The sequence below is a fragment of the Pseudomonas sp. MBLB4123 genome (assembly GCF_051904775.1).
Classification (GTDB): domain Bacteria; phylum Pseudomonadota; class Gammaproteobacteria; order Pseudomonadales; family Pseudomonadaceae; genus Aquipseudomonas; species Aquipseudomonas benzenivorans_B.
The window spans coordinates 2,944,185-2,964,556 of record NZ_CP196711.1 but is presented as its reverse complement, the minus strand read 5'-3'; the positions used below and the strand labels follow the sequence as shown (position 1 = coordinate 2,964,556).

Sequence of the window (20,372 nt, the reverse complement as noted above, 5' to 3'; positions counted from 1 at the left end):
GAATACGCGGCACACCGAATCCTCTGATCGAGATACAAAAGTGATCGAAAATCTACGCAACATCGCCATCATCGCCCACGTCGACCATGGCAAGACCACCCTGGTAGACAAGCTGCTGCGCCTGTCCGGCACCCTGGACCGCAAGGAGCTGGAAAACGAGCGGGTGATGGACAGCAACGACCAGGAAAAAGAGCGTGGCATCACCATCCTGGCGAAGAACACCGCGCTGAAGTGGAAGGGCTACGACATCAACATCGTCGACACCCCCGGCCACGCCGACTTCGGTGGTGAGGTCGAGCGCGTGATGAGCATGGTCGACTCCGTGCTGCTGGTGGTCGACGCCCAGGACGGCCCGATGCCGCAGACCCGCTTCGTCACCCAGAAGGCCTTCAAGGCCGGCCTGCGTCCGATCGTCGTGGTCAACAAGATCGACCGTCCCGGCGCGCGTCCGGACTGGGTGATCGACCAGATCTTCGACCTGTTCGACAACCTCGGCGCCACCGAGGAGCAGCTGGACTTCCCGATCGTCTACGCCAGCGCCCTGAACGGCATCGCCGGCATGGACCACGAGGCCATGGACGACCACATGGACGCCCTGTTCCAGGCCATCGTCGACCACGTGCCGGCGCCGAACGTCGACGTCAGCGGCCCGTTCCAGATGCAGATCTCCCAGCTGGACTACAACAGCTTCCTCGGCGTCATCGGCATCGGCCGCATCGCCCGCGGCAGCGTCAAGACCAACACCCCGGTGGTGGCCATCGGCGCCGACGGCAAGAAGCGTCAGGGCCGCATCCTGAAGATCATGGGCCACTCCGGCCTGCAGCGCGTCGAAGTCGCCGAGGCCCAGGCCGGCGACATCGTCTGCGTCAGCGGCATGGACGAGCTGTACATCTCCGACACCCTGTGCGACATGAACAACGTCGAGGCCCTGCCGCCGCTGTCGGTGGACGAGCCGACCGTGTCCATGACCTTCCAGGTCAACGACTCGCCGTTCTGCGGCAAGGAAGGCAAGTTCGTCACCAGCCGCAACATCAAGGAGCGTCTGGAGAAGGAACTGCTGCACAACGTCGCCCTGCGCGTGCAGGAAGGCGACAGCGCCGACAAGTTCAAGGTCTCCGGTCGCGGCGAGCTGCACCTGTCGGTACTGATCGAAACCATGCGCCGCGAAGGCTTCGAGATGGCCGTGGGCCGTCCGGAAGTGGTGATCAAGGAGGTCGACGGCGTCAAGCAGGAGCCCTACGAGAACGTCATCATCGACATCGAGGAGCAGCACCAGGGGCCGGTCATGGAGCAGATGGGCCTGCGCAAGGGCGATCTGACCAACATGGTGCCGGACGGCAAGGGTCGCATTCGCCTCGAGTACACCGTGCCGGCCCGCGGCCTGATCGGTTTCCGTAACGCCTTCCTGACCATGACCTCGGGCAGCGGCATCCTCACCTCGACCTTCAGCCACTACGGCCCGATCAAGCTGGGCGAAGTCGCCCACCGCCAGAACGGCGTGCTGGTCTCCATGGCCACCGGCAAGGCGCTGACCTACTCGCTGGAAACCCTGCAGGACCGCGGCAAGCTGTTCCTCGAGCCGGGCCAGGACATCTACGAAGGCCAGCTGTGCGGCATCAACAGCCGCGACAACGACCTGGTGATCAACCCCACCAAGGGCAAGAAGCTCGACAACATGCGCGCTTCCGGCAAGGACGAAACCATCCAGCTGGTGCCGCCGATCAAGTTCACCCTGGAACAGGCGCTGGAGTTCATCGATGACGACGAGCTGGTGGAAGTGACGCCGAAGTCGATCCGCCTGCGCAAGAAGTTCCTCAACGAGAACGACCGCAAGCGCGCCAGCAAGGGCTAAGTCCTGGCTGCAATGAAAAAGCCCCCGTCGGTGTGAGCCGGCGGGGGCTTTGTCTTTTCTGGTTAGCTACTTCAAGGGTTTCGGCTTGTAGGCGCAGTAGCCCGGGCGCGGGCCGACCTTGGGGTGGTTGCGGCAGGTGTCCGGACGCTTGTCGTAGATGGTGCACAGGCGCGACTTGCGATCGAGATAGAGGCAGTCGTTGTTGCTCATGCGCGCCAGGGTGAAGACCCCCGACTTCTGGTTGAAACGCTCGACTATGCCTTCTTTCTGCAGGCGCCTGGCGATGTTCTTCGCCGGCTCGCCGCGCTCGAACTCGTCGACCACGCCGATGCGGATCAGGTCGCCGATGCGCGCTTCCACCGGCAGGGTGCAGCAGCTGGACATGCAGCTGTGGCACATGTCGGCGCTGTATTTGGCCCAGGTATCCAGGCGGTCGAGTTCGGCGGCGGCGATCAGGTTGTTCTTCATGGCGTTGGCTGTGCGTTGGCGAGGCGGTGGGCGATGATAGCGGCGTTGATGAAAATGTGAACAGACTTCTGCCGGTTGGTCGATTCAACCTGCCGTCGGTGCCAGACTTGTGTCCGCTGTGCCCGGGGCGGGCGTCTCCCTGAGTAGCCGCTACCTATACTGAGCGGCGCCGCGAGCGGTGCCGTAGGCTCGGTGCGGCGGCTGAACATTTCTAGCGGATCGGGAAATGCTGCATGCAATGGATCTTCATGCTGGTGGGTTTGGTGTTGGGAACCCTGGCCGGGGAGTCGCTCGGCGCCGCGTTGCTGGGCGGCCTGCTGGGCCTGAGCCTGGGGCAGGCCTTCAGGCTGCAGGCGCTGGCCCGGCGGAACGCCGAGCTGGCGACGCGGCTGGAGGGGTTCGCCGAACGTTTCGAGCGCGGCACCACGGCGATCCATGAGCGCCTGCTCAGGGTCGAACAGGCCCAGGCGGACGGCCAGGCGCCAGCGCCTGCAGCCGCGGCCGAGCCGGAGCCTGTCGCGGCGGCGGAGTCTGTCCCCGGGGCGCCGGAGTGGACCCTGGACATAGAGCCGCAGGCCGCCGAAATCGGGCCGGCACCGGCCGAGGCCGATGCGGCGGCGAGCCAGGGGGCGGCCATGGCAACGGACGGCGATGCCGGCTGGGCTCGGCCGGCGCGCGAGCCCTCGGTGTTCCAGCGCGCACTGGCCAAGGCCAAAGCCTGGCTGCTGGGGGGCAACACCCTGCTGCGGGTCGGGGTGCTGCTGCTGTTCCTCGGCCTGGCCTTTCTCCTGCGTTACGCCACCGAGGGCCTGGTGCTGCCGGTGGAGCTGCGCTACGCCGGCGTCGCCGCCAGTGCCATCGCCCTGCTCGGCCTGGGCTGGTGGCTGCGCCGGCGTAACCCCGGCTATGCCCTGGTGTTGCAGGGGGCGGGCGTCGGCGTGCTGTACCTCACGGTATTTGCCGCAATGCGCCTACATCCGCTGCTGCCCGCGGGCCTGGCCCTGGCGCTGCTGGTGCTGGTGACCTGCAGCTCGGCCATCCTCGCGGTGGCGCAGAACGCCCTGGGCCTGGCTGCCGCGGCAGCCCTCGGCGGCTTCGTCGCGCCCATCCTGACCTCCACCGGCAGCGGCGATCATGTGGCCCTGTTCGGCTATTTCGCCCTGCTCAACGCCGGCATTCTGGCCATCGCCTGGTTCAAGGCCTGGCGCCTGCTCAACCTGATCGGCTTCGTCGGCACCTTCAGTATCGGCCTGGCCTGGGGGCTGCGGGCCTATACCCCGGAGCTGCTGTGGAGCACCGCGCCCTTCCTCTGGCTGTTCTTCCTGATGTACCTGGCCATCGGCCTGCTGTTCGCCCGGCGCAAGCTGCGCGAGGCGGCGCAGGCGCCGAGCGAGCGCGGCGAGCTGCTGCGCTGGTCGGCCGGGCAGGGCGACTACCTCGACGCCACCGTGCTGCTCGGCCCGCCGCTGGTCGGTTTCGGCCTGCAGTTCGCCCTGGTGCAGCACCTCGAGTTTGCCGCGGCCTTCAGCGCCCTGGGCCTGGGCCTGCTCTACCTGAGTCTGGCCCGGCTGCTGGCCGGCCGCACCGCCGGCCGCGCGCTGCTGCTGGTGGAAACCTGCCTGGCCCTGGGTGTGGTGTTCGCCAGCCTGGCGATTCCCCTGGGCCTGGACGCGCGCTGGACCTCGGCGGCCTGGGCGGTGGAGGGCGCCGGCGTCTACTGGCTGGCGCTGCACCAGCGCCGCGGCCTGGCGCGGGCCTTCGCCCTGTTGCTGCAGTTCGGCGCGGCGCTGGCCTACCTGGGCGAGCTGCGCGTCGGCGTGCAATCGCTGCTCGACGGCGCGGTGCTGGGGGCGCTGCTGCTCGGCGCGGCGCTGTCGTTCAGCTACTGGCAGCTGCGCCAGGCGCCTGCCGAGGCCAGCAGCACCTGGGAGCGGCGCGGCTCGTCGCTGCTGGCCTGTGCCGGCCTGGCCTTCCTCTACCTGATGGCGCCGCTGAGTTTCGCCGTCGCCGGCAGCGTCATCGCCTGGGCGGTGGCCGGGCTGCTGACCCTGCTGCTCGGCCTGCGCCTGCAGGCCCGGGTGCTGCTGCTGGCAGCCTGCGCCGTGAAGCTGCTCGGCGGCCTGTTGCTGTTGTTGCAGCTGGGCGGCGTGCCAGGGCTCGGCGTCGAGGCGGGCGGCGGGCTGCTGTTGTCTGCCGCGCTGCTGGCCGTGCTGCTGGTCGCCGGCCTGTTTTGGGCGATCCGCCTGACGCGTCTGGGCATCGACCGCCGGGTGCTGTTCGGGGGCGCGGCGCTGTTGCTGCTGGCTCTGGGCAGTTTCCAGTTGATGCAGCCGTATGTCCTGCCCGGCAGCGGCGCGGTCTGGGGCGCCGCCGCGCTGCTGGTGCTCTGGTTCAGCCAGCGGCTGCAACGGCGCGTCGGTTTCGCCCTGGCCCTGGCGCTGCAGTTCGCCAGTGGCCTGGCCCTGCTGATCGCCAGCCGGCTGCTGCTGGTCCGGGGCGGCGGCGATGGCCTGTGGCCGCTGGCCCATGCCGAGTTCTGGGCGCCCGCGGCCCTGGCCCTGGTCGCACTGCTGGCCGCCTGGCGCCTGCAGGTCCGGGGGCGCGGCGAGGCGCCGGCGCTGCTGGACGGGCTCGGCTTGCCCCTGGCCCCGGTGCTGCTGGTATGGGGCGTGGCCTGGCTGGGCCTGGCGCTGGCCGGCGAGCTGCTGCGTTTCGTCGAGGGCAGCGGCCTGCAGAGTGCGGCCCTGTTACTGGCGGCGGCGCTGAGCGCGTTGCTGGCCGGGGTGCTGGCGCAGCGCCAGCAGTGGCCGGAGCTGGCACTGCTCGGCGGCCTGCTGCTGCCGGTGGCGGCGGTGGTGCTGCTGCAGGCCTGGCACTGGCGCTATCAGCCCTCGGCGCATTTCGGCTGGCTGGCCTGGCCGGCGCTGTTCGCCGCGCACTTCTGGCTGCTGCGCCGCCTGGCCCCGCTGTTGCCGGCCGGTGCCCGCAGCGCCAGCCATGTGCTCGGCTGCTGGCTGCTGTTGGCGGTCATCGCCCTGGAGCTGCGCTACCGCTTCCTCGCCCTGGCCGAGCACTACAACGCCTGGCGCTGGCTCGGCTGGGCGTTGCTGCCCAGCGCCTACCTCTGGCTGATGGCGCGGTCACGCCGCTGGACTTGGCCGCTGGCGGATTACCCGCGCGAATACCGCGTGCTGGCGGCACTGCCGCTGGCCCTGTTGATGCTCGCCTGGTTCTGGTTGGCCAATGTCCTCAGCGCCGGTGAGGCCGCGCCGCTGCCCTACCTGCCGCTGCTCAATCCGCTGGAACTGGGGCTGCTGCTGAGCCTCGCCGCACTCTATGCCTGGGCGTCGATGAGCCTGCCAGAGCTGGGCCTGACGGCGGCGCGCAGTCGCCTGCTGCTCAAGCTGCTGGTCGGCGCCTCGCTGTTCGCTCTGTTCACCGCCCTGGTGATGCGCACGGCTCACCACTGGGGCGGCGTGCCCTATCGCCTGCAGCCCCTGCTCGACTCGATGCTGGTGCAGGCCGGGCTGTCCATCGTCTGGACCCTGATCGCCCTGCCGCTGATGGTCTTCGGTCACCTGCGCCGGCGCCGCGAGCTGTGGTTGGTCGGCGCGGCGCTGATCGCCGTGGTGGTGGCCAAGCTGTTCTTCGTCGAGCTGGGCAATCGCGGCGGGCTGGAACGCATCGTGTCCTTTATCGGGGTTGGCGTGCTGCTGCTGGTGGTCGGCTACTTCGCCCCCTTGCCGCCTGCCCGGCAGGATCGGGTGCGGCCTCTGGAAGAGGAGCGGGTATGAGGATGAGACAAGATCGTGGGCGCGTCTGGCTGCTGCTCTGTGGGCTGCTGTGCGGTTTCGCCGGCCAGGCCACGGAACGGCCCGCCGACTACGCCTGGCAGCTGCCGCTGAGCTTGACCGGCGAAGGGCCCTGGTACCGCCTGGAGCTGCCCATGGCCGCCCATCTTGCCGCCCGCCACGCCGACCTGCGCGACCTGCGGGTGTTCAACGGCGAGGGCGAGGCGCTGGCCTATGCCCTGGTGCGCAGCCCGGCGCAGGAGACCCTGCATGAGCACGAGGTGCGCTGGTTCGCGTTGTACGACGAGGCCGAGGACCTGGTCGACTCGCCGGGACTGCGGGTGCGGCGCAGCGCCAGCGGCACCTTGATCGAGCTGCTTGAGGCAGAGACGGTGGCGCAGCCGGCCGCCTTGCGCGGCTGGCTGCTCGACGCCAGCGCCGTCGAGCAGCCGCTGGCACGCCTGCGGCTGGACTGGAGCAGCGAGCAGGAGGGCTTTCAGCACTTTCGTATCGAGGCCAGCGAGGACCTGCGCACCTGGCGTCCCTGGGGGCAGGGCCAGCTGGCACGCCTGTCGTTCGCCGACGAGCGCATCGAACAGCGCCAGGTCGAGCTGCCGGGGCGCCGGGCGCGCTACCTACGGCTGCTGTGGCAGAGCCCGCGGCAGGCGCCGCAGCTGACCGCCGCACGGCTGTTCAGTCGGCCCCACGACAGTCTGTCGCTGCCCCTGGTGTGGTCCGAGCCCTTGCCGGCGCAGCGTGCCGCGGGCGGTGCCTACCAGTGGCAGTTGCCGCTGGCGCTGCCGCTAGAGCGGGTCAGGATCGAACTGGGGCCGGACAACAGCCTGGCGCCGGTGCGGGTCAGCGGCCGGGGCGGCGGACAGGGGCGCTGGCGTCCGCTGGGCAGCGGCCTGCTCTACCGCGTGACGGAGCCGGGAGGCGAGCTGCGCCAGGACGAGCTGGCCCTGGCCGGTGCCGCCGTGCAGCAGCTGCGCCTGGAGGTGGACGAGCGTGGTGGCGGCCTGGGAGGCGCGCCGTATCTGCGGCTCGGCCTGCGCGCCACCGTCCTGGTATTCCTGCAGCGGGGTAGCCCACCCTATCGCCTGGTTCTGGGCAATCCGGATGCGGCATCGGCGGCCTTGTCGCCCCATAGCCTGATCCCGGGCTTTCGCCCGGAGCGCCTGGAGCGGCTCGACACGGCCGAGCTCGAGCCGGGCGCCGCGCTGCAGGCCACTGCTCCCGAGGGCGGCGCGCCGGCCTGGCGGCGCTGGGGGCTGTGGGCGGTGTTGCTGCTGGGCGTGGGCTTGCTGGCGCTGATGGCCGTCAGCCTGTTGCGGCGGACGCGTACGCCCGAGTCTGGGGCGTGAACGCGATAAAACCATACCGTTGGCATGGAATTGCAGTATCGTGAGTGCCGGATATTGGTTGAGTGCTAGGTCAGGAAGGCCTTTTGTTCATTTCGATCCTCTTCTCACTCCCTTCGGTCCTTAGGCCGCTGTACCGCCACGACGGTTTCGCGGTCGTCGGGCGCCCGGGGGGCGAACGGTGAACGGCCAGCTCACCGCCGCCTGGCTGCTCAGCGGTCCGGTGCTGTTCACCGCGCTGCTGTGCTGCGGGGTGTTGCTGCTGGCCCACTGGCTCCTGCGTCAGCGGAGTTTCCCCGGGCGCGAAAGCTTTATCGTGCTGCATGTCGCCAGCCTCTGGTGGCTGCTCGCGGCCGGCCTGGAGATGGCCGTGCAGGATGCCGACAGCAAGGTGTTCTGGGCCAGCATGGCCTGGCCGGGCATCGTCCTGACGCCGACCTTCTGGGCGGTGTTCCTCTGGCAGTACGTCAACAGCGTGCGGCGGCCGTTGCCCGGGCGGGCGGTGCTGGCCCTGACCCTGGTGCCTGGGCTCATCTGGGCGATGGCCCTGAGCAATCCCTGGCACGGGTTGTTCTACGGGGCGGGTACGGCTCCGCTGTCGGCGCAGGCGGGGGCGCCGATCCGCTACCAGCACGGTCCGCTGTTCTACCTGGCGGCGGCCTATGTGTACCTGTTCATGGCCTTCTGCATGGGTGTGGTGATCCGGGCGGCGGCCCTCAGCAAGGGGGTCTACCGTCGTCATTACCTGGCCTTCGTGCTGGTCACTGCGCTGCCCTGGTTGGCCAACCTCGGCTATGTCGGCTTCGGCTGGATGCTGTTCGGTTTCGACCCCACCCCCTTCACATTCACCTTCACCCTGGTGGCCTTCGCCTGGCTGATCATCGGCGTGCGTCTGTTCGATCTGCTGCCGGTGGCCCGTCATCTGCTGCTCGAGGCCCTGCTCGACCCGGTGCTGGTGGTCGACCCGCACCGCCGGGTGGTCGAGGCCAACCCGGCGGCGCTCAAGCTGGCCGGCCAGGGGGAGGGCTGGCAGGGGCGCAGGCTGCTCGACTGGCCGGTGTTCGGGGCAGAGCTGCAGTGCCTGCTGGTCGAGCAGGGGGGCGAGCAGGAGAATCGCCTGCTGACCCTGAGCGACCCGGCGCGATACTTCGAGGTGCGGGTGCGTACCATCGAGCGGGTCACCCACAGCGGCACCTTCGATATCGGTCGCATGCTCTACCTGCGCGATGTCACCCAGCGCCACCTCGGCGAGCTCGAACTTGCCGAGGCCCTGGCGCTCAGCGAGGAGCGCCTGCGCACCATTTCCAGCCTGCACGAGCTGCTGCAGGCCCAGGCGTTGCGCGACCCGCTGACCGGTCTGTACAACCGCCGCTACCTGGACGAGTTCTTCGCCCGCGAATTGGCCCGGGCCCGGCGCGATGGCACGCCGTTGGCCCTGGCGTTGATCGACCTGGATCACTTCAAGCAGCTCAACGACGCCCACGGCCATTTGGAGGGCGACGACGTGCTCAAGGCCGTGGCCCAGTATCTGCGCGACAACACCCGCGGCTCCGATGCGGTGTTCCGCTTCGGCGGCGAGGAGTTCCTGCTGATCCTGCCCGGCGCCGATGCGCAGGAGGCCCGCCAGCGCCTGGAAACGCTCTGCCGTGGCCTGGCCGCGCAGCCGCTGGCGACCCGGGGCGGCGCGCGGCGGGTGACCCTGTCCGCCGGCCTGGCGGTGCTACCCGAGCAGGGCCTGGACCTGGATCAGCTGCTCGGCGCCGCGGATCTGGCGCTGTACCAGGCCAAGAATGCTGGACGCAACCGGGTATGCGTCTCGCCGGCGGCCGCCTCCACCCATCCAGGGGCTGAGGCGCCGCAGCCGATAAAGGGGTAAACTGCGCGGGTTTTTTCTTCCTTCCCGGAGCCGTCCATGTCCCGCGTTACCCTGAGCCGCTATCTGATCGAGCAGACCCGCAGTCACAACACCCCCGCCGATCTGCGTTTCCTTATCGAGGTGGTGGCGCGGGCCTGCAAGGCGATCAGCCATCAGGTGTCCAAGGGCGCCCTGGGCGGCGTGCTCGGCAGCATGGAAACCGAGAACGTGCAGGGCGAGGTGCAAAAGAAGCTCGACGTGCTGTCCAACGAGATCCTCCTGGAGGCCAACGAGTGGGGCGGTCACCTGGCCGGCATGGCCTCCGAGGAGATGGACAAGGCCTACCAGATTCCCGGCCACTATCCCAAGGGCGCCTACCTGCTGGTGTTCGACCCGCTGGACGGCTCCAGCAACATCGACGTCAACGTCTCGGTCGGCACCATCTTCTCGGTGCTGCGTTGCCCTGAGCGCAACGGCGAGGAGGGCGACCTGGGCGAGGAGGCCTTCCTCCAGCCCGGCACCCAGCAGGTGGCCGCCGGCTACGCCATCTACGGCCCGCAGACCATGCTGCTGCTGACCCTGGGCAACGGCGTCAAGGGCTTCACCCTGGACCGCGAGCTGGGCAGCTTCGTGCTCACCCACGACAACATCAAGGTGCCGGAGACCACCAAGGAATTCGCCATCAACATGTCCAACCAGCGCCACTGGGAGGCGCCGGTGCAGCGCTACGTGTCCGAGCTGCTGGCCGGCGAGACCGGGCCGCTGGAGAAGAACTACAACATGCGCTGGATCGCCTCCATGGTCGCCGACGTGCACCGCATCCTCACCCGCGGCGGCATCTTCATGTACCCGCGCGACGGCCGCGAGCCTGAGAAGCCCGGCAAGCTGCGCCTGATGTACGAGGCCAACCCGATGTCCTTCATCATCGAGCAGGCCGGCGGCGCCGCCACCAACGGCACCCAGCGCATCCTCGACATCCAGCCGACCTCGCTGCACCAGCGGGTGGCGGTGTTCCTCGGCTCCAAGCAGGAAGTCGAGCGGGTTACCGCCTACCATCAGGCGTGAGCCCACGGGAGGAGCGGCGATGAGTGCGCCCTGGCAAGCCTTGCTCGACTGGTGGTTCGGCCCGCAGGCGTCGGCGGCCGAGGTGGCGGCGAGCCGTTCCGGGTTGTGGTTCGGCAAGCGCGACAGCCAGGATGCCGAGGCCCGCGAGCGCTTCGGCGCCCTGGTCGAGCAGGCCCTGGCCGGCGAACTCGCCGACTGGGCCGAGCAGGCCGAAGGCTGGCTGGCGCTGGTCCTGCTGCTCGACCAGCTGCCGCGGATGATCCATCGCGACAGTCCCCGGGCCTTCGCCGGCGATGCCCGGGCCCGCGAGCTGGTGTTCGCCGGCCTGGACGGCGCGCACGAGGCGGCCCTGGCGCCGATCCAGCGGGTGTTCGTCTACCTGGTGCTGGAGCATGCCGAGGACCTGCTGCTGCAGGACGAGGCGCTGCGGCGCTTCACCCGTCTGCTGGATGCGGCGTCCGCCGCCGAGCGCAAGCAGTTCGCCGACTACCTGGGCTACGCCGAGCGCCACCAGCGCATCATCGCCCGCTTCGGTCGCTTCCCTCATCGCAACGCCATTCTCGACCGGCCCTCGAGCGAGGAGGAGCTGCGCTTCCTCGAGGAACCCGGCTCGCGCTTCTGACGTCCAACCGAGTCTATCCCGGGGCCGGCTGCCGGCCCGCTCACCTTTTTGCGGAGTACCTGCATGTCGTTTCGCCCCCTCGCCCTGATCGCCCTCTGCGTGTTGCTGGCCGCCTGCAACAAGGTCAACCAGGCCAACTATTCGAAGCTGCAGGCCGGCATGAGCAAGACCGAGGTCGAGCAGCTGCTCGGCGCGCCCAGCGAGTGCGCCGGCGCCCTGGGCATCACCAGCTGCACCTGGGGCGACGAGCAGAGCATGATCAGCGTGCAGTTCGCCGGCGACCAGGTGCTGATGTTCTCCGGCAAGGGGCTCAAGTAAGGAGGGCCGCATGCGTGGCGTGCCGGGTCTGCTGGTCCTGGCGCTGCTGGCCGGCTGCGCCGCCCCGGATTCCGGCGCGGGGGCCGGGGCGCCGCCGCAAGCCGTCGAGCGGGTCGACCTGCAGCGTTACCAGGGCACCTGGTACGAACTGGCACGGCTGCCGATGTTCTTCCAGCGCAACTGTGCCCAGTCCGAGGCGCACTATGGATTGCAGGACGACGGCAGCCTGAAGGTGGTCAACCGCTGCCGCACCCACGAGGGCGAGTGGCAACAGGTCGAGGGCCGCGCCGTCGCCCAGGTGGCGGGGCGGACCGACAGGCTCTGGGTGCAGTTCGACAACTGGTTCGGCCGCCTGCTGCCTGGCCTGGCCCGCGGCGAATACTGGGTGCTGTACCTGGATGCCGACTACCGGAGCGCCCTGGTCGGCCACCCCGATCGCGACTACCTGTGGCTGCTGGCGCGTACGCCGCAGGTCGCCCCGGCGGTGCGCGACAAGTTGCTGGAGGTTGCGCGCGAGCAGGGCTACGCCACCGAGCGACTGATCTGGCGCACCCCCGACAGTCGGCTCGCCCCCTAGTCGAGCAGCTCGCCCAGCACCCGGGCGAAGGCCCGTTTGGTTTCCGGCTCGGCGGCGTGGCGGCCATCGCGCACGACCCAGCGTCCGGCCACCATCACATCGCGGATCTGCCGGTCGCCGCCGGCGAACAGCCAGCGGTTGAGGATGGCGTCGTCCTGGGCGCTGGCGATATAGGGATCTTCGCCGTCCAGCACCAGCCAGTCCGCACGCTTGCCCACCGCCAGGGCGCCGACCGGCTGGCCCAGGGCCTGGGCGCCGCCGGCCAGGGCGGCGTCGAACAGGCTGCGGCCGACCATCGGCTGATCGGCGCGGTACAGGCGGTTGCGCTTCTGGTCGCGCAGACGCTGGCCGTACTCCAGCCAGCGCAGCTCCTCGACCAGGCTGACCGATACATGGCTGTCCGAGCCGATGCCCAGGCGCCCGCCCCGGGCCAGGTAGTCCACCGCCGGGAAGAGGCCGTCGCCGAGGTTGGCCTCGGTGCTAAGGCACAGGCCGGCCACCGCGCCGCTGGCGGCCATGGCGGCGACCTCGTCGGCCTCGGCGTGGGTCGCATGCACCAGGCACCAGCGTTCGTCCACCGCGACGTTGTCGTACAGCCATTGCAACGGCCGGCGGCCGCTCCAGGCCAGGCAGTCGTCGACCTCCTTGCGCTGTTCGGCGATATGGATATGGATGGGGCGCTCTCCGCTGTCGGCGGCGAGAACCGTCTGCAGCTGCTCGGGGGTGACCGCACGCAGCGAGTGGAAGCACAGGCCCAGGCGCTGCAGCGCCTTGCCCTGCAGCGCCGACTGCAGGCGTCGCTGCAGCTCCAGGTAGCTGTCGGTGCTGTGGATGAAACGGCGCTGGCCCGGACTCGCCGGCTGGCCGCCGAAGCCCGAGTGGCTGTACAGCACCGGCAGCAGGGTCAGGCCGATGCCGGCGTCCGTGGCCGCCTGGCTGACGCGCAGGGCCAGCTCGGCCGGGTCGGCATAGGCCTGGCCGTCCACCCCGTGATGCACATAGTGGAACTCGGCGACGCTGGTGTAGCCGGCCTTGAGCATCTCGATATACAGCTGGCGAGCGATGACCTCGACCTGTTCGGGGCTGAGCCGGCCGACCAGTCGATACATCAGCTCGCGCCAGGTCCAGAAGCTGTCGTTGGGGTCGCCGGCGACTTCCGCCAGGCCGGCCATGGCGCGTTGGAAGGCGTGCGAATGCAGGTTGGGCATGCCCGGCAGCAGGGGGCCGCGCAGGCGCTCGGCGCCGTCGGCGGACGCCCCGACCTCGATGCGTTCCAGTTCGCCCTGGGCGTCGACGTGCAGGCGCACGTTCTTCGCCCAACCTTCGGGCAGCAACGCGCATGAAGCGTGGTATGCAGGCATAATGCTCGACCTAGATGCTCGTATTTGATTGTATATACATATACAGGTGTTTAGGGCGGGCGTAAACTGCCGAACCCGGCCGACAAGGAGGCACCCCATGACGAAACCATTCTCGACGCCGTCTGTTCTGGCTGGCCAGCTCGGTGATGCCCCTGCGCCACTGTACGCCCAGGTCAAGCAGATGATCGTTCAGCAGATCCACAGCGGCGCCTGGCCCGCGCACCATCGGGTGCCCTCGGAGAGCGAGCTGGTGGAGGCGCTGGGCTTCAGCCGCATGACCATCAACCGCGCCCTGCGCGAGCTGACCAGCGAGGGCTTGCTGGTGCGCATGCAGGGGGTCGGCACCTTCGTTGCCGAGCCCAAGGGGCGCTCCGCGCTGTTCGCGGTGAACAACATCGCCGACGAGATCGCCGCCCGCGGCCACCGCCACCGCAGCAAGCTGATTCGGCTGGGGGAGGAGCTGGCCAACCCGGAGCGGGCCCTGGCCCTGGACCTGCGCGAGGGACAGAAGGTGTTCCATTCGCTGATCCTGCACTTCGAGAACGACGTGCCGGTGCAGCTCGAGGATCGCTACGTCAACGCGGCGGTGGCACCGGACTACCTGCAGCAGGACTTCGCCCGGCAGACGCCCTACGCCTACCTGTCGCGGGTCGCGCCGCTGACCGAGGGCGAGCACGTGGTCGAGGCGATTCTCGCCGAGCCGGAGGAATGCCGGCTGCTGCAGATCGAGCGGGGCGAACCCTGCCTGCTGATCCGCCGGCGCACCTGGTCGGGGCCCCGCGCCGTGACCTTCGCGCGGCTGCTGCACCCGGGCTCGCGCCATCGTCTGGAAGGACGCTTCGGCTCATGACCCATCTGCATCTGCACCGGGCCGCCGACTATCCGCGCATGCCCTGGAAGAACGGCGCGGGCAGCACCCTGGAGATCGCCCGGGACCGGGGCGAAGGCCTGGACGGTTTCGGCTGGCGCCTGTCGATCGCCGACATCGGCGAGTCGGGCGGCTTCTCCAGCTTCGCCGGCTACCAGCGGGTGATCACCGTGCTGGAAGGCGAGGGCATGCGCCTGCGGGTCGATGAGCGGCCCTCTCGGCCGCTGCTGCCGCTGGACCCCTTCGCCTTCGGCGGCGACAGTCGGGTGGAATGCCGGCTGCTGGGCGGCGCCATTCGCGATTTCAACCTGATCTATGCGCCCCGGCGCTACGCCGCCCGCCTGCAATGGCTGGGGCTGGAACGGCCGCAGCGGCTGTTCGCTTGCGCGCCTACCCTGTTGCTGTTCGCGGCGAGCGAGGCGCTGCGGGTGCGCGTGGCGGGGGAGGATGGCGCCACCCTGGGGCGCTACGACTGCCTGCAAATCGAACATGACCAGGACCTGTTGGAGCTGGAGCTGGAGGCGGACAGCCCCGGGGCGTGCTGCCTTATCGAGTTGAGCCCAGGGGCCTAGGCGTCTCGCATCGCTCGTCATCGGCGGCCCCGGCGTGGCGCCGCGCGCCGGGACGCGCTCGTCCGCCTGTCCCGAGCCGCCGGTTTCAGGGGGCTATGCTCGGACATGGAGACGGGGCGTGCGGCGACGGTGCGGCTGTCGGCGAGGAGAGGAGTCTGCTGGCGTGTCTACTTGATTATGGTTGTATAGACATGTTTATATTGGCGCCATGCCCAGCCGCAGCACTCCCGCATGAGTCAGGCTGACGGCGATCTTTTACCGGAGGATTTCTTGTGAGCACGTCCAATCGTTTCCGCGATGTCGAAATCCGCGCCCCGCGCGGCACCCAGTTGAACGCCAAGAGCTGGCTGACCGAGGCGCCGCTGCGCATGCTGATGAACAACCTCGACCCCGAGGTCGCGGAGAACCCCAAGGAGCTGGTGGTGTACGGCGGCATCGGCCGCGCCGCGCGCAATTGGGAGTGCTTCGACGCGATAGTCGAGTCGCTCAAGCAGCTGAGCGACGACGAGACCCTGCTGGTGCAGTCGGGCAAGCCGGTCGGCGTGTTCCGCACCCACAAGGACGCGCCGCGGGTGCTGATCGCCAACTCCAACCTGGTGCCGCACTGGGCCAACTGGGAGCACTTCAACGAACTGGACGCCAAGGGCCTGGCCATGTACGGCCAGATGACCGCCGGCTCCTGGATCTACATCGGCAGCCAGGGCATCGTCCAGGGCACCTACGAGACCTTCGTCGAGGCCGGTCGCCAGCACTACAACGGCGACCTCAAGGGCAAGTGGGTGCTCACCGCCGGCCTCGGCGGCATGGGCGGCGCCCAGCCCCTGGCCGCCACCCTGGCCGGCGCCTGCTCGCTGAACATCGAGTGCCAGCAGAGCCGCATCGATTTTCGCCTCAAGACCCGCTACGTCGACGAGCAGGCCAAGGACCTGGACGACGCCCTGGCCCGCATCGCCAAGTACTGCGCCGAGGGCAAGACCATCTCCATCGCCCTGCACGGCAACGCCGCCGAGATCCTCCCGGAACTGGTCAAGCGCGGCGTGCGCCCGGACCTGGTCACCGACCAGACCAGCGCCCACGACCCGCTCAACGGCTACCTGCCGATCGGCTGGACCTGGGAGCAGTACCGCGACCGCGCCCAGACCGAGCCGGCGGCGGTGGTCAAGGCGGCCAAGCAGTCCATGGCCGTGCACGTGCAGGCCATGCTCGACTTCCAGAAGCAGGGCGTGCCGACCTTCGACTACGGCAACAACATCCGCCAGATGGCCCTGGAGGAGGGCGTGGCCAACGCCTTCGACTTCCCCGGCTTCGTCCCGGCCTATATCCGCCCGCTGTTCTGCCGCGGCGTCGGCCCGTTCCGCTGGGCGGCGCTGTCCGGCGACCCGCAGGACATCTACAAGACCGACGCCAAGGTCAAGGAACTGATCCCCGACGACGCCCACCTGCACCGCTGGCTGGACATGGCCCGCGAGCGCATCAGTTTCCAGGGCCTGCCGGCGCGCATCTGCTGGGTCGGCCTGGGCCTGCGCGCCAAGCTCGGCCTGGCCTTCAACGAGATGGTCCGCTCAGGCGAGCTGTCGGCGCCGGTGGTGATCGGCCGCGACCACCTGGACTCCGGCTCGGTGGCCAGCCCCAACCGCGAGACCGAGGCCATGCAGGACGGCTCCGACGCCGTGTCCGACTGGCCGCTGCTCAACGCCCTGCTCAATACCGCCAGCGGCGCCACCTGGGTCTCGCTGCACCACGGCGGCGGCGTCGGCATGGGCTTCTCCCAGCACTCCGGGGTGGTCATCGTCTGCGACGGCACGGACGAGGCCGCCGCGCGTATCGCCCGCGTGCTGCACAACGATCCGGCCACCGGGGTGATGCGTCACGCCGATGCCGGCTACCAGATCGCCATCGACTGCGCCCACGAACAGGGCCTGAACCTGCCGATGATCACCTCGGGCAAAGGAGCCTGAACATGAGCACCCTGAATATCGTCCCCGGCCAGCTGACCCTGGCTCAACTGCGCCAGGTCCACCAGGGACCGGTGCACGTGACCCTGGACGCCAGCGCCGCCGCGGCCATCGAGGCCAGCGTCGCCTGCGTCGAGCAGGTCCTCGCCGAGAAGCGCACCGTCTACGGCATCAACACCGGCTTCGGCCTGCTGGCCTCGACCCGCATCGCCAGCGAGGACCTGGAGAACCTGCAGCGCTCGCTGGTGCTGAGCCACGCCGCCGGCGTCGGCCAACCCATCGACGACGCCTTGGTGCGCTTGATCATGGTGCTCAAGGTCAACAGCCTGGCCCGCGGCTGCTCCGGCATCCGCCGCCAGGTGATCGACGCGCTGATCGCCCTGATCAACGCCGAGGTCTATCCACACATCCCGCTCAAGGGCTCGGTCGGTGCCTCCGGCGACCTGGCGCCCTTGGCGCACATGTCGCTGGTGCTGCTCGGCGAGGGCAAGGCGCGCCACCGCGGTCAGTGGCTGACGGCCGTCGAGGCGCTGGCCGTGGCCGGCCTCGAACCCCTGACCTTGGCGGCCAAGGAGGGGCTGGCGCTGCTCAACGGCACCCAGGCCTCCACCGCCTATGCCCTGCGCGGCCTGTTCGCCGGCGAGGACCTGTTCGCCGGGGCACTGGTGTGCGGCAGCCTCAGCGTCGAGGCCATGCTCGGTTCGCGCTCGCCCTTCGATGCGCGCATCCATGCCGCCCGCGGCCAGCGCGGGCAGATCGATGCGGCCGCGGCCTACCGCGACCTGCTCACGCCGAGCAGCGATATCTCCCGTTCCCACGAGCAGTGCGACCGGGTCCAGGACCCTTACTCCCTGCGTTGCCAGCCCCAGGTCATGGGTGCCTGCCTGACCCAGTTGCGCCAGGCCGCCGAGGTGCTGGCGGTGGAGGCCAACGCGGTGTCGGACAACCCGCTGGTGTTCGCCGCGGAAGGCGACATCATCTCCGGCGGCAACTTCCACGCCGAGCCGGTGGCCATGGCCGGCGACAACCTGGCCCTGGCCATCGCCGAGATCGGCTCGCTGTCCGAGCGGCGCATCTCGCTGATGATGGACAAGCATATGTCGCAGCTGCCGCCCTTCCTGGTGGCCAACGGCGGGGTCAACTCGGGCTTTATGATCGCCCAGGTCACTGCGGCGGCCCTGGCCAGCGAGAACAAGGCCCTGGCCCATCCGCACAGCGTGGACAGCCTGCCGACCTCGGCCAACCAGGAGGACCACGTGTCCATGGCCCCGGCCGCCGGCAAGCGCCTGTGGGAGATGGCCGACAACGTACGCGGCATCCTCGCCGTGGAATGGCTGGGCGCCTGCCAGGGCCTGGACCTGCGCGAGGGCCTGAAGACTTCGCCCAAGCTGGAACAGGCGCGCCACACATTGCGCGAGCGGGTGGCGCACTACCAGCGCGACCGCTTCTTCGCCCCCGACATCGAGGCGGCCAGCGAGCTGCTGGCCGAGCGGGTACTGAACGCGCTGGTGCCGACGGCGCTGCTGCCGAGCCTGTGATCTGGGGCGGGGCCGGCCGCGCCGGTGGTGCGGCCGGTCGGCACGAGGAGGAGATGCATATGGTTAGGCAAAGTGGAGCGGTCCGATGAACACCGTCTGGCATAACTGCCATGCCGCCACCCTGGCGGATGGACGCTACGCGATCATCGAGGATGCGGCCGTGGTCACCCGCGGCCACCTCATCGAATGGATAGGCCCGCGCGCCGAGCTGCCGGTCGCCGACTCTGCCGAGCACATCGACCTCGGCGGCGCCTGGCTGACCCCGGGGCTGATCGATTGCCACACCCACCTGGTGTTCGGCGGCGATCGCAGCGGCGAGTTCGAGCAGCGCCTGCAGGGCGTCAGCTATGCCGAGATCGCCGCCGCCGGTGGCGGCATCGCCAGCACCGTGCGCGCCACCCGCGAGGCCGGCGAGGAGCAGCTGCTGGCGAGCGCCGCTCGGCGCCTGCGCAGCCTGCTGCGCGAGGGGGTGACCACGGTGGAGATCAAGTCCGGCTACGGCCTCGACCTGGCCAGCGAGCGCAAGATGCTGCGGGTGATCCGCCGTCTCGGCGAGCACCTGCCGGTCACCGTGCGCGCCACCTGCCTGGCGGCCCATGCCCTGCCGGCCGAGTACGCCGAACGCGCCGATGCCTATATCGACTTGGTCTGCCACGAGATCCTCCCGGTGCTGGCCGACGAGGGCCTGATCGACGCGGTCGATGCCTTCTGCGAGTACCTGGCCTTCTCCCCGGCGCAGGTCGAGCGGGTGTTCCAGCGCGCCCGCGAACTGGGCCTGCCGGTCAAACTGCATGCCGAGCAGCTCTCCTCGCTGCACGGCGCCAGCCTGGCGGCGCGCTACGGCGCGCTGTCGGCGGATCACCTGGAATTCATCGACGAGTCCGACGTGCAGGCCATGGCCGCCGCCGGCAGCGTGGCGGTGCTGTTGCCGGGGGCCTTCTACTTCCTGCGCGAGACCCAGTTGCCGCCCATCGAGACGCTGCGTCGGCACGGCGTGGCCATGGCGATCGCCAGCGACCTCAACCCCGGCACCTCGCCGGCGCTGTCGCTACGCCTGATGATGAACATGGCCTGCACCCTGTTCCGCCTGACCCCGGAGGAGGCCCTGGCCGGCGTCACCCTGCACGCCGCCCGCGCCCTGGGCCTGGCCGCCAGCCACGGCAGCCTGGAGGTCGGCAAGGTCGCCGACTTCGTCGCCTGGGACATCCGCCACCCCGCGGAACTGGCCTACTGGCTGGGCGGCGAACTGCCCACGCGGGTCGTCCGCCATGGCCGGGAGGTGCGGCATGGATGAGGTCTTGAGCTTCAGCCGCGGTCGCGTCCCGCTGCTGATCAGCATGCCCCACGCCGGCACCCGCCTGACCCCGGCGGTGGAAGCCGGGCTGGTGGACGCGGCCAGGAGCCTGCCGGACACCGACTGGCATATCCCGCGGCTGTACGATTTCGCCGCCGAGCTGGGGGCCGGCACCCTGGCGGCGCACTATTCGCGCTATGTCGTCGACCTCAACCGGCCGGCGGACGACGCGCCGCTGTACAGCAGCGCCACCACTGGCCTGTACCCCGAGATTCTGTTCGACGGCACGCCCCTGTTCGCGCCCGGACAGACGCCCACCGCCGCGGAGCGGGCGACCTATCTGGCGGCCATCTGGACGCCCTATCACCAGTGCCTGGCCGCCGAGCTGGCGCGGCTCAAGGCCGAGTTCGGCTATGCCCTGCTGTTCGACGCCCACTCGATCCGCTCGCGGGTGCCGCTGCTGTTCGAGGGGCGCCTGCCGGACCTCAACCTCGGCAGCAATGGCGGCGCCAGCTGCGCGGCCGACCTGGCCGAGCGCCTGCGCGCAGTCTGCGCCGGGGCCGAGGGCTACAGCCATGCTCTCGACGGCCGCTTCAAGGGCGGCCACATCACCCGCCACTACGGCCAGCCGCAGCAGCATATCCATGCCGTGCAGCTGGAGCTGGCGCAGTGCAACTACATGGACGAGCAGGCGCCCTTCGCCTACCGGGACGAGCGCGCCGAGCCGACCCGGGCGGTGCTGCGCCGGTTGCTGCAGGCCATGCTCGACTGGGGTCGCGAGCGCTACGGGCGTTGAGGGGCGCCCACCGGCCTCGCCCATTTGGGGGAGGGGCGACAATGGCTCGACTGGCTATTCTGTTGCGCTTGCCTGCGGG

At 69.6% G+C, this 20,372-nt stretch carries 16 protein-coding genes; 14 read left to right on the top strand and 2 right to left on the bottom strand.

Annotation, left to right across the window (positions count from 1 at the left end; genetic code table 11):
- Positions 1 to 40 precede the first annotated feature (40 nt).
- Positions 41 to 1,852: a translational GTPase TypA gene (typA, locus tag ACSX1C_RS13630; RefSeq protein ID WP_439886569.1), complete on the top strand. Its 1,812-nt coding sequence runs from the start codon at positions 41 to 43 to the stop codon at positions 1,850 to 1,852.
- Between the two features lie 66 nt (positions 1,853 to 1,918).
- Here typA and ACSX1C_RS13625 read toward each other — a convergent pair whose 3' ends face one another.
- A complete protein-coding gene (locus ACSX1C_RS13625; RefSeq protein ID WP_318644720.1) occupies positions 1,919 to 2,320 on the bottom strand; it encodes a YkgJ family cysteine cluster protein in 402 nt (133 codons plus the stop codon).
- 233 nt (positions 2,321 to 2,553) lie between these two features.
- On the opposite strand from ACSX1C_RS13625, the gene ACSX1C_RS13620 reads away from it, so the two are divergent.
- From ACSX1C_RS13620 to ACSX1C_RS13590, 7 genes are all read left to right on the top strand, one after another.
- Positions 2,554 to 6,114, top strand: a complete 3,561-nt coding sequence (locus ACSX1C_RS13620) for a DUF2339 domain-containing protein (RefSeq protein ID WP_439886568.1) — start codon at positions 2,554 to 2,556, stop codon at positions 6,112 to 6,114.
- Between the two features lie 2 nt (positions 6,115 to 6,116).
- Entirely contained in the window at positions 6,117 to 7,475 is a 1,359-nt protein-coding gene (locus tag ACSX1C_RS13615) for a DUF3999 domain-containing protein (RefSeq protein WP_439886567.1), read from the top strand.
- Positions 7,476 to 7,653: 178 nt separating this feature from the next.
- A complete protein-coding gene (locus tag ACSX1C_RS13610; RefSeq protein ID WP_439886566.1) occupies positions 7,654 to 9,348 on the top strand; it encodes a histidine kinase N-terminal 7TM domain-containing protein in 1,695 nt (564 codons plus the stop codon).
- A gap of 36 nt (positions 9,349 to 9,384) precedes the next feature.
- Positions 9,385 to 10,392 (top strand): class 1 fructose-bisphosphatase, encoded by a 1,008-nt coding sequence (locus tag ACSX1C_RS13605; RefSeq protein ID WP_439886565.1) that lies wholly within the window; start codon positions 9,385 to 9,387, stop codon positions 10,390 to 10,392.
- A gap of 19 nt (positions 10,393 to 10,411) precedes the next feature.
- Positions 10,412 to 11,014, top strand: a complete 603-nt coding sequence (locus ACSX1C_RS13600) for a DUF924 family protein (protein WP_439886564.1) — start codon at positions 10,412 to 10,414, stop codon at positions 11,012 to 11,014.
- 63 nt (positions 11,015 to 11,077) lie between these two features.
- Entirely contained in the window at positions 11,078 to 11,332 is a 255-nt protein-coding gene (gene bamE / locus ACSX1C_RS13595) for an outer membrane protein assembly factor BamE domain-containing protein (RefSeq protein WP_318644726.1), read from the top strand.
- 10 nt (positions 11,333 to 11,342) lie between these two features.
- A complete protein-coding gene (locus ACSX1C_RS13590; protein WP_439886563.1) occupies positions 11,343 to 11,909 on the top strand; it encodes a lipocalin family protein in 567 nt (188 codons plus the stop codon).
- On the opposite strand, the gene ACSX1C_RS13585 is transcribed toward ACSX1C_RS13590, so the two are convergent.
- Positions 11,906 to 13,270 (bottom strand): formimidoylglutamate deiminase, encoded by a 1,365-nt coding sequence (locus ACSX1C_RS13585; protein WP_439886562.1) that lies wholly within the window; start codon positions 13,268 to 13,270, stop codon positions 11,906 to 11,908. The two genes, ACSX1C_RS13590 and ACSX1C_RS13585, sit on opposite strands and share 4 nt — an antisense overlap.
- 97 nt (positions 13,271 to 13,367) lie before the next feature.
- Between ACSX1C_RS13585 and hutC the strand changes: the two genes are divergently transcribed.
- From hutC to hutG, 6 genes are all read left to right on the top strand, one after another.
- Complete coding sequence (gene hutC, locus ACSX1C_RS13580) at positions 13,368 to 14,120, top strand: histidine utilization repressor (RefSeq protein WP_439886561.1); 753 nt, start codon at positions 13,368 to 13,370, stop codon at positions 14,118 to 14,120.
- Positions 14,117 to 14,710, top strand: coding sequence for a HutD/Ves family protein (locus ACSX1C_RS13575; RefSeq protein ID WP_439886560.1), 594 nt, complete (start codon positions 14,117 to 14,119; stop codon positions 14,708 to 14,710). Before hutC ends, ACSX1C_RS13575 begins: the two co-directional genes overlap by 4 nt.
- A 272-nt stretch (positions 14,711 to 14,982) precedes the next feature.
- The gene (gene hutU, locus ACSX1C_RS13570; protein ID WP_439886559.1) at positions 14,983 to 16,668 is read left to right on the top strand and encodes a urocanate hydratase; all 1,686 of its coding nucleotides are present in this window, start codon (positions 14,983 to 14,985) and stop codon (positions 16,666 to 16,668) included.
- Between the two features lie 2 nt (positions 16,669 to 16,670).
- Entirely contained in the window at positions 16,671 to 18,203 is a 1,533-nt protein-coding gene (gene hutH / locus ACSX1C_RS13565) for a histidine ammonia-lyase (RefSeq protein WP_439886558.1), read from the top strand.
- 85 nt (positions 18,204 to 18,288) lie between these two features.
- The gene (gene hutI / locus ACSX1C_RS13560) at positions 18,289 to 19,497 is read left to right on the top strand and encodes an imidazolonepropionase (RefSeq protein ID WP_439886557.1); all 1,209 of its coding nucleotides are present in this window, start codon (positions 18,289 to 18,291) and stop codon (positions 19,495 to 19,497) included.
- Positions 19,490 to 20,293 carry an N-formylglutamate deformylase gene (gene hutG, locus ACSX1C_RS13555; RefSeq protein WP_439886556.1) on the top strand — a complete coding sequence of 268 codons (804 nt, stop codon included), beginning with the start codon at positions 19,490 to 19,492 and terminating at the stop codon, positions 20,291 to 20,293. Before hutI ends, hutG begins: the two co-directional genes overlap by 8 nt.
- The last annotated feature ends 79 nt before the right edge of the window (positions 20,294 to 20,372 follow it).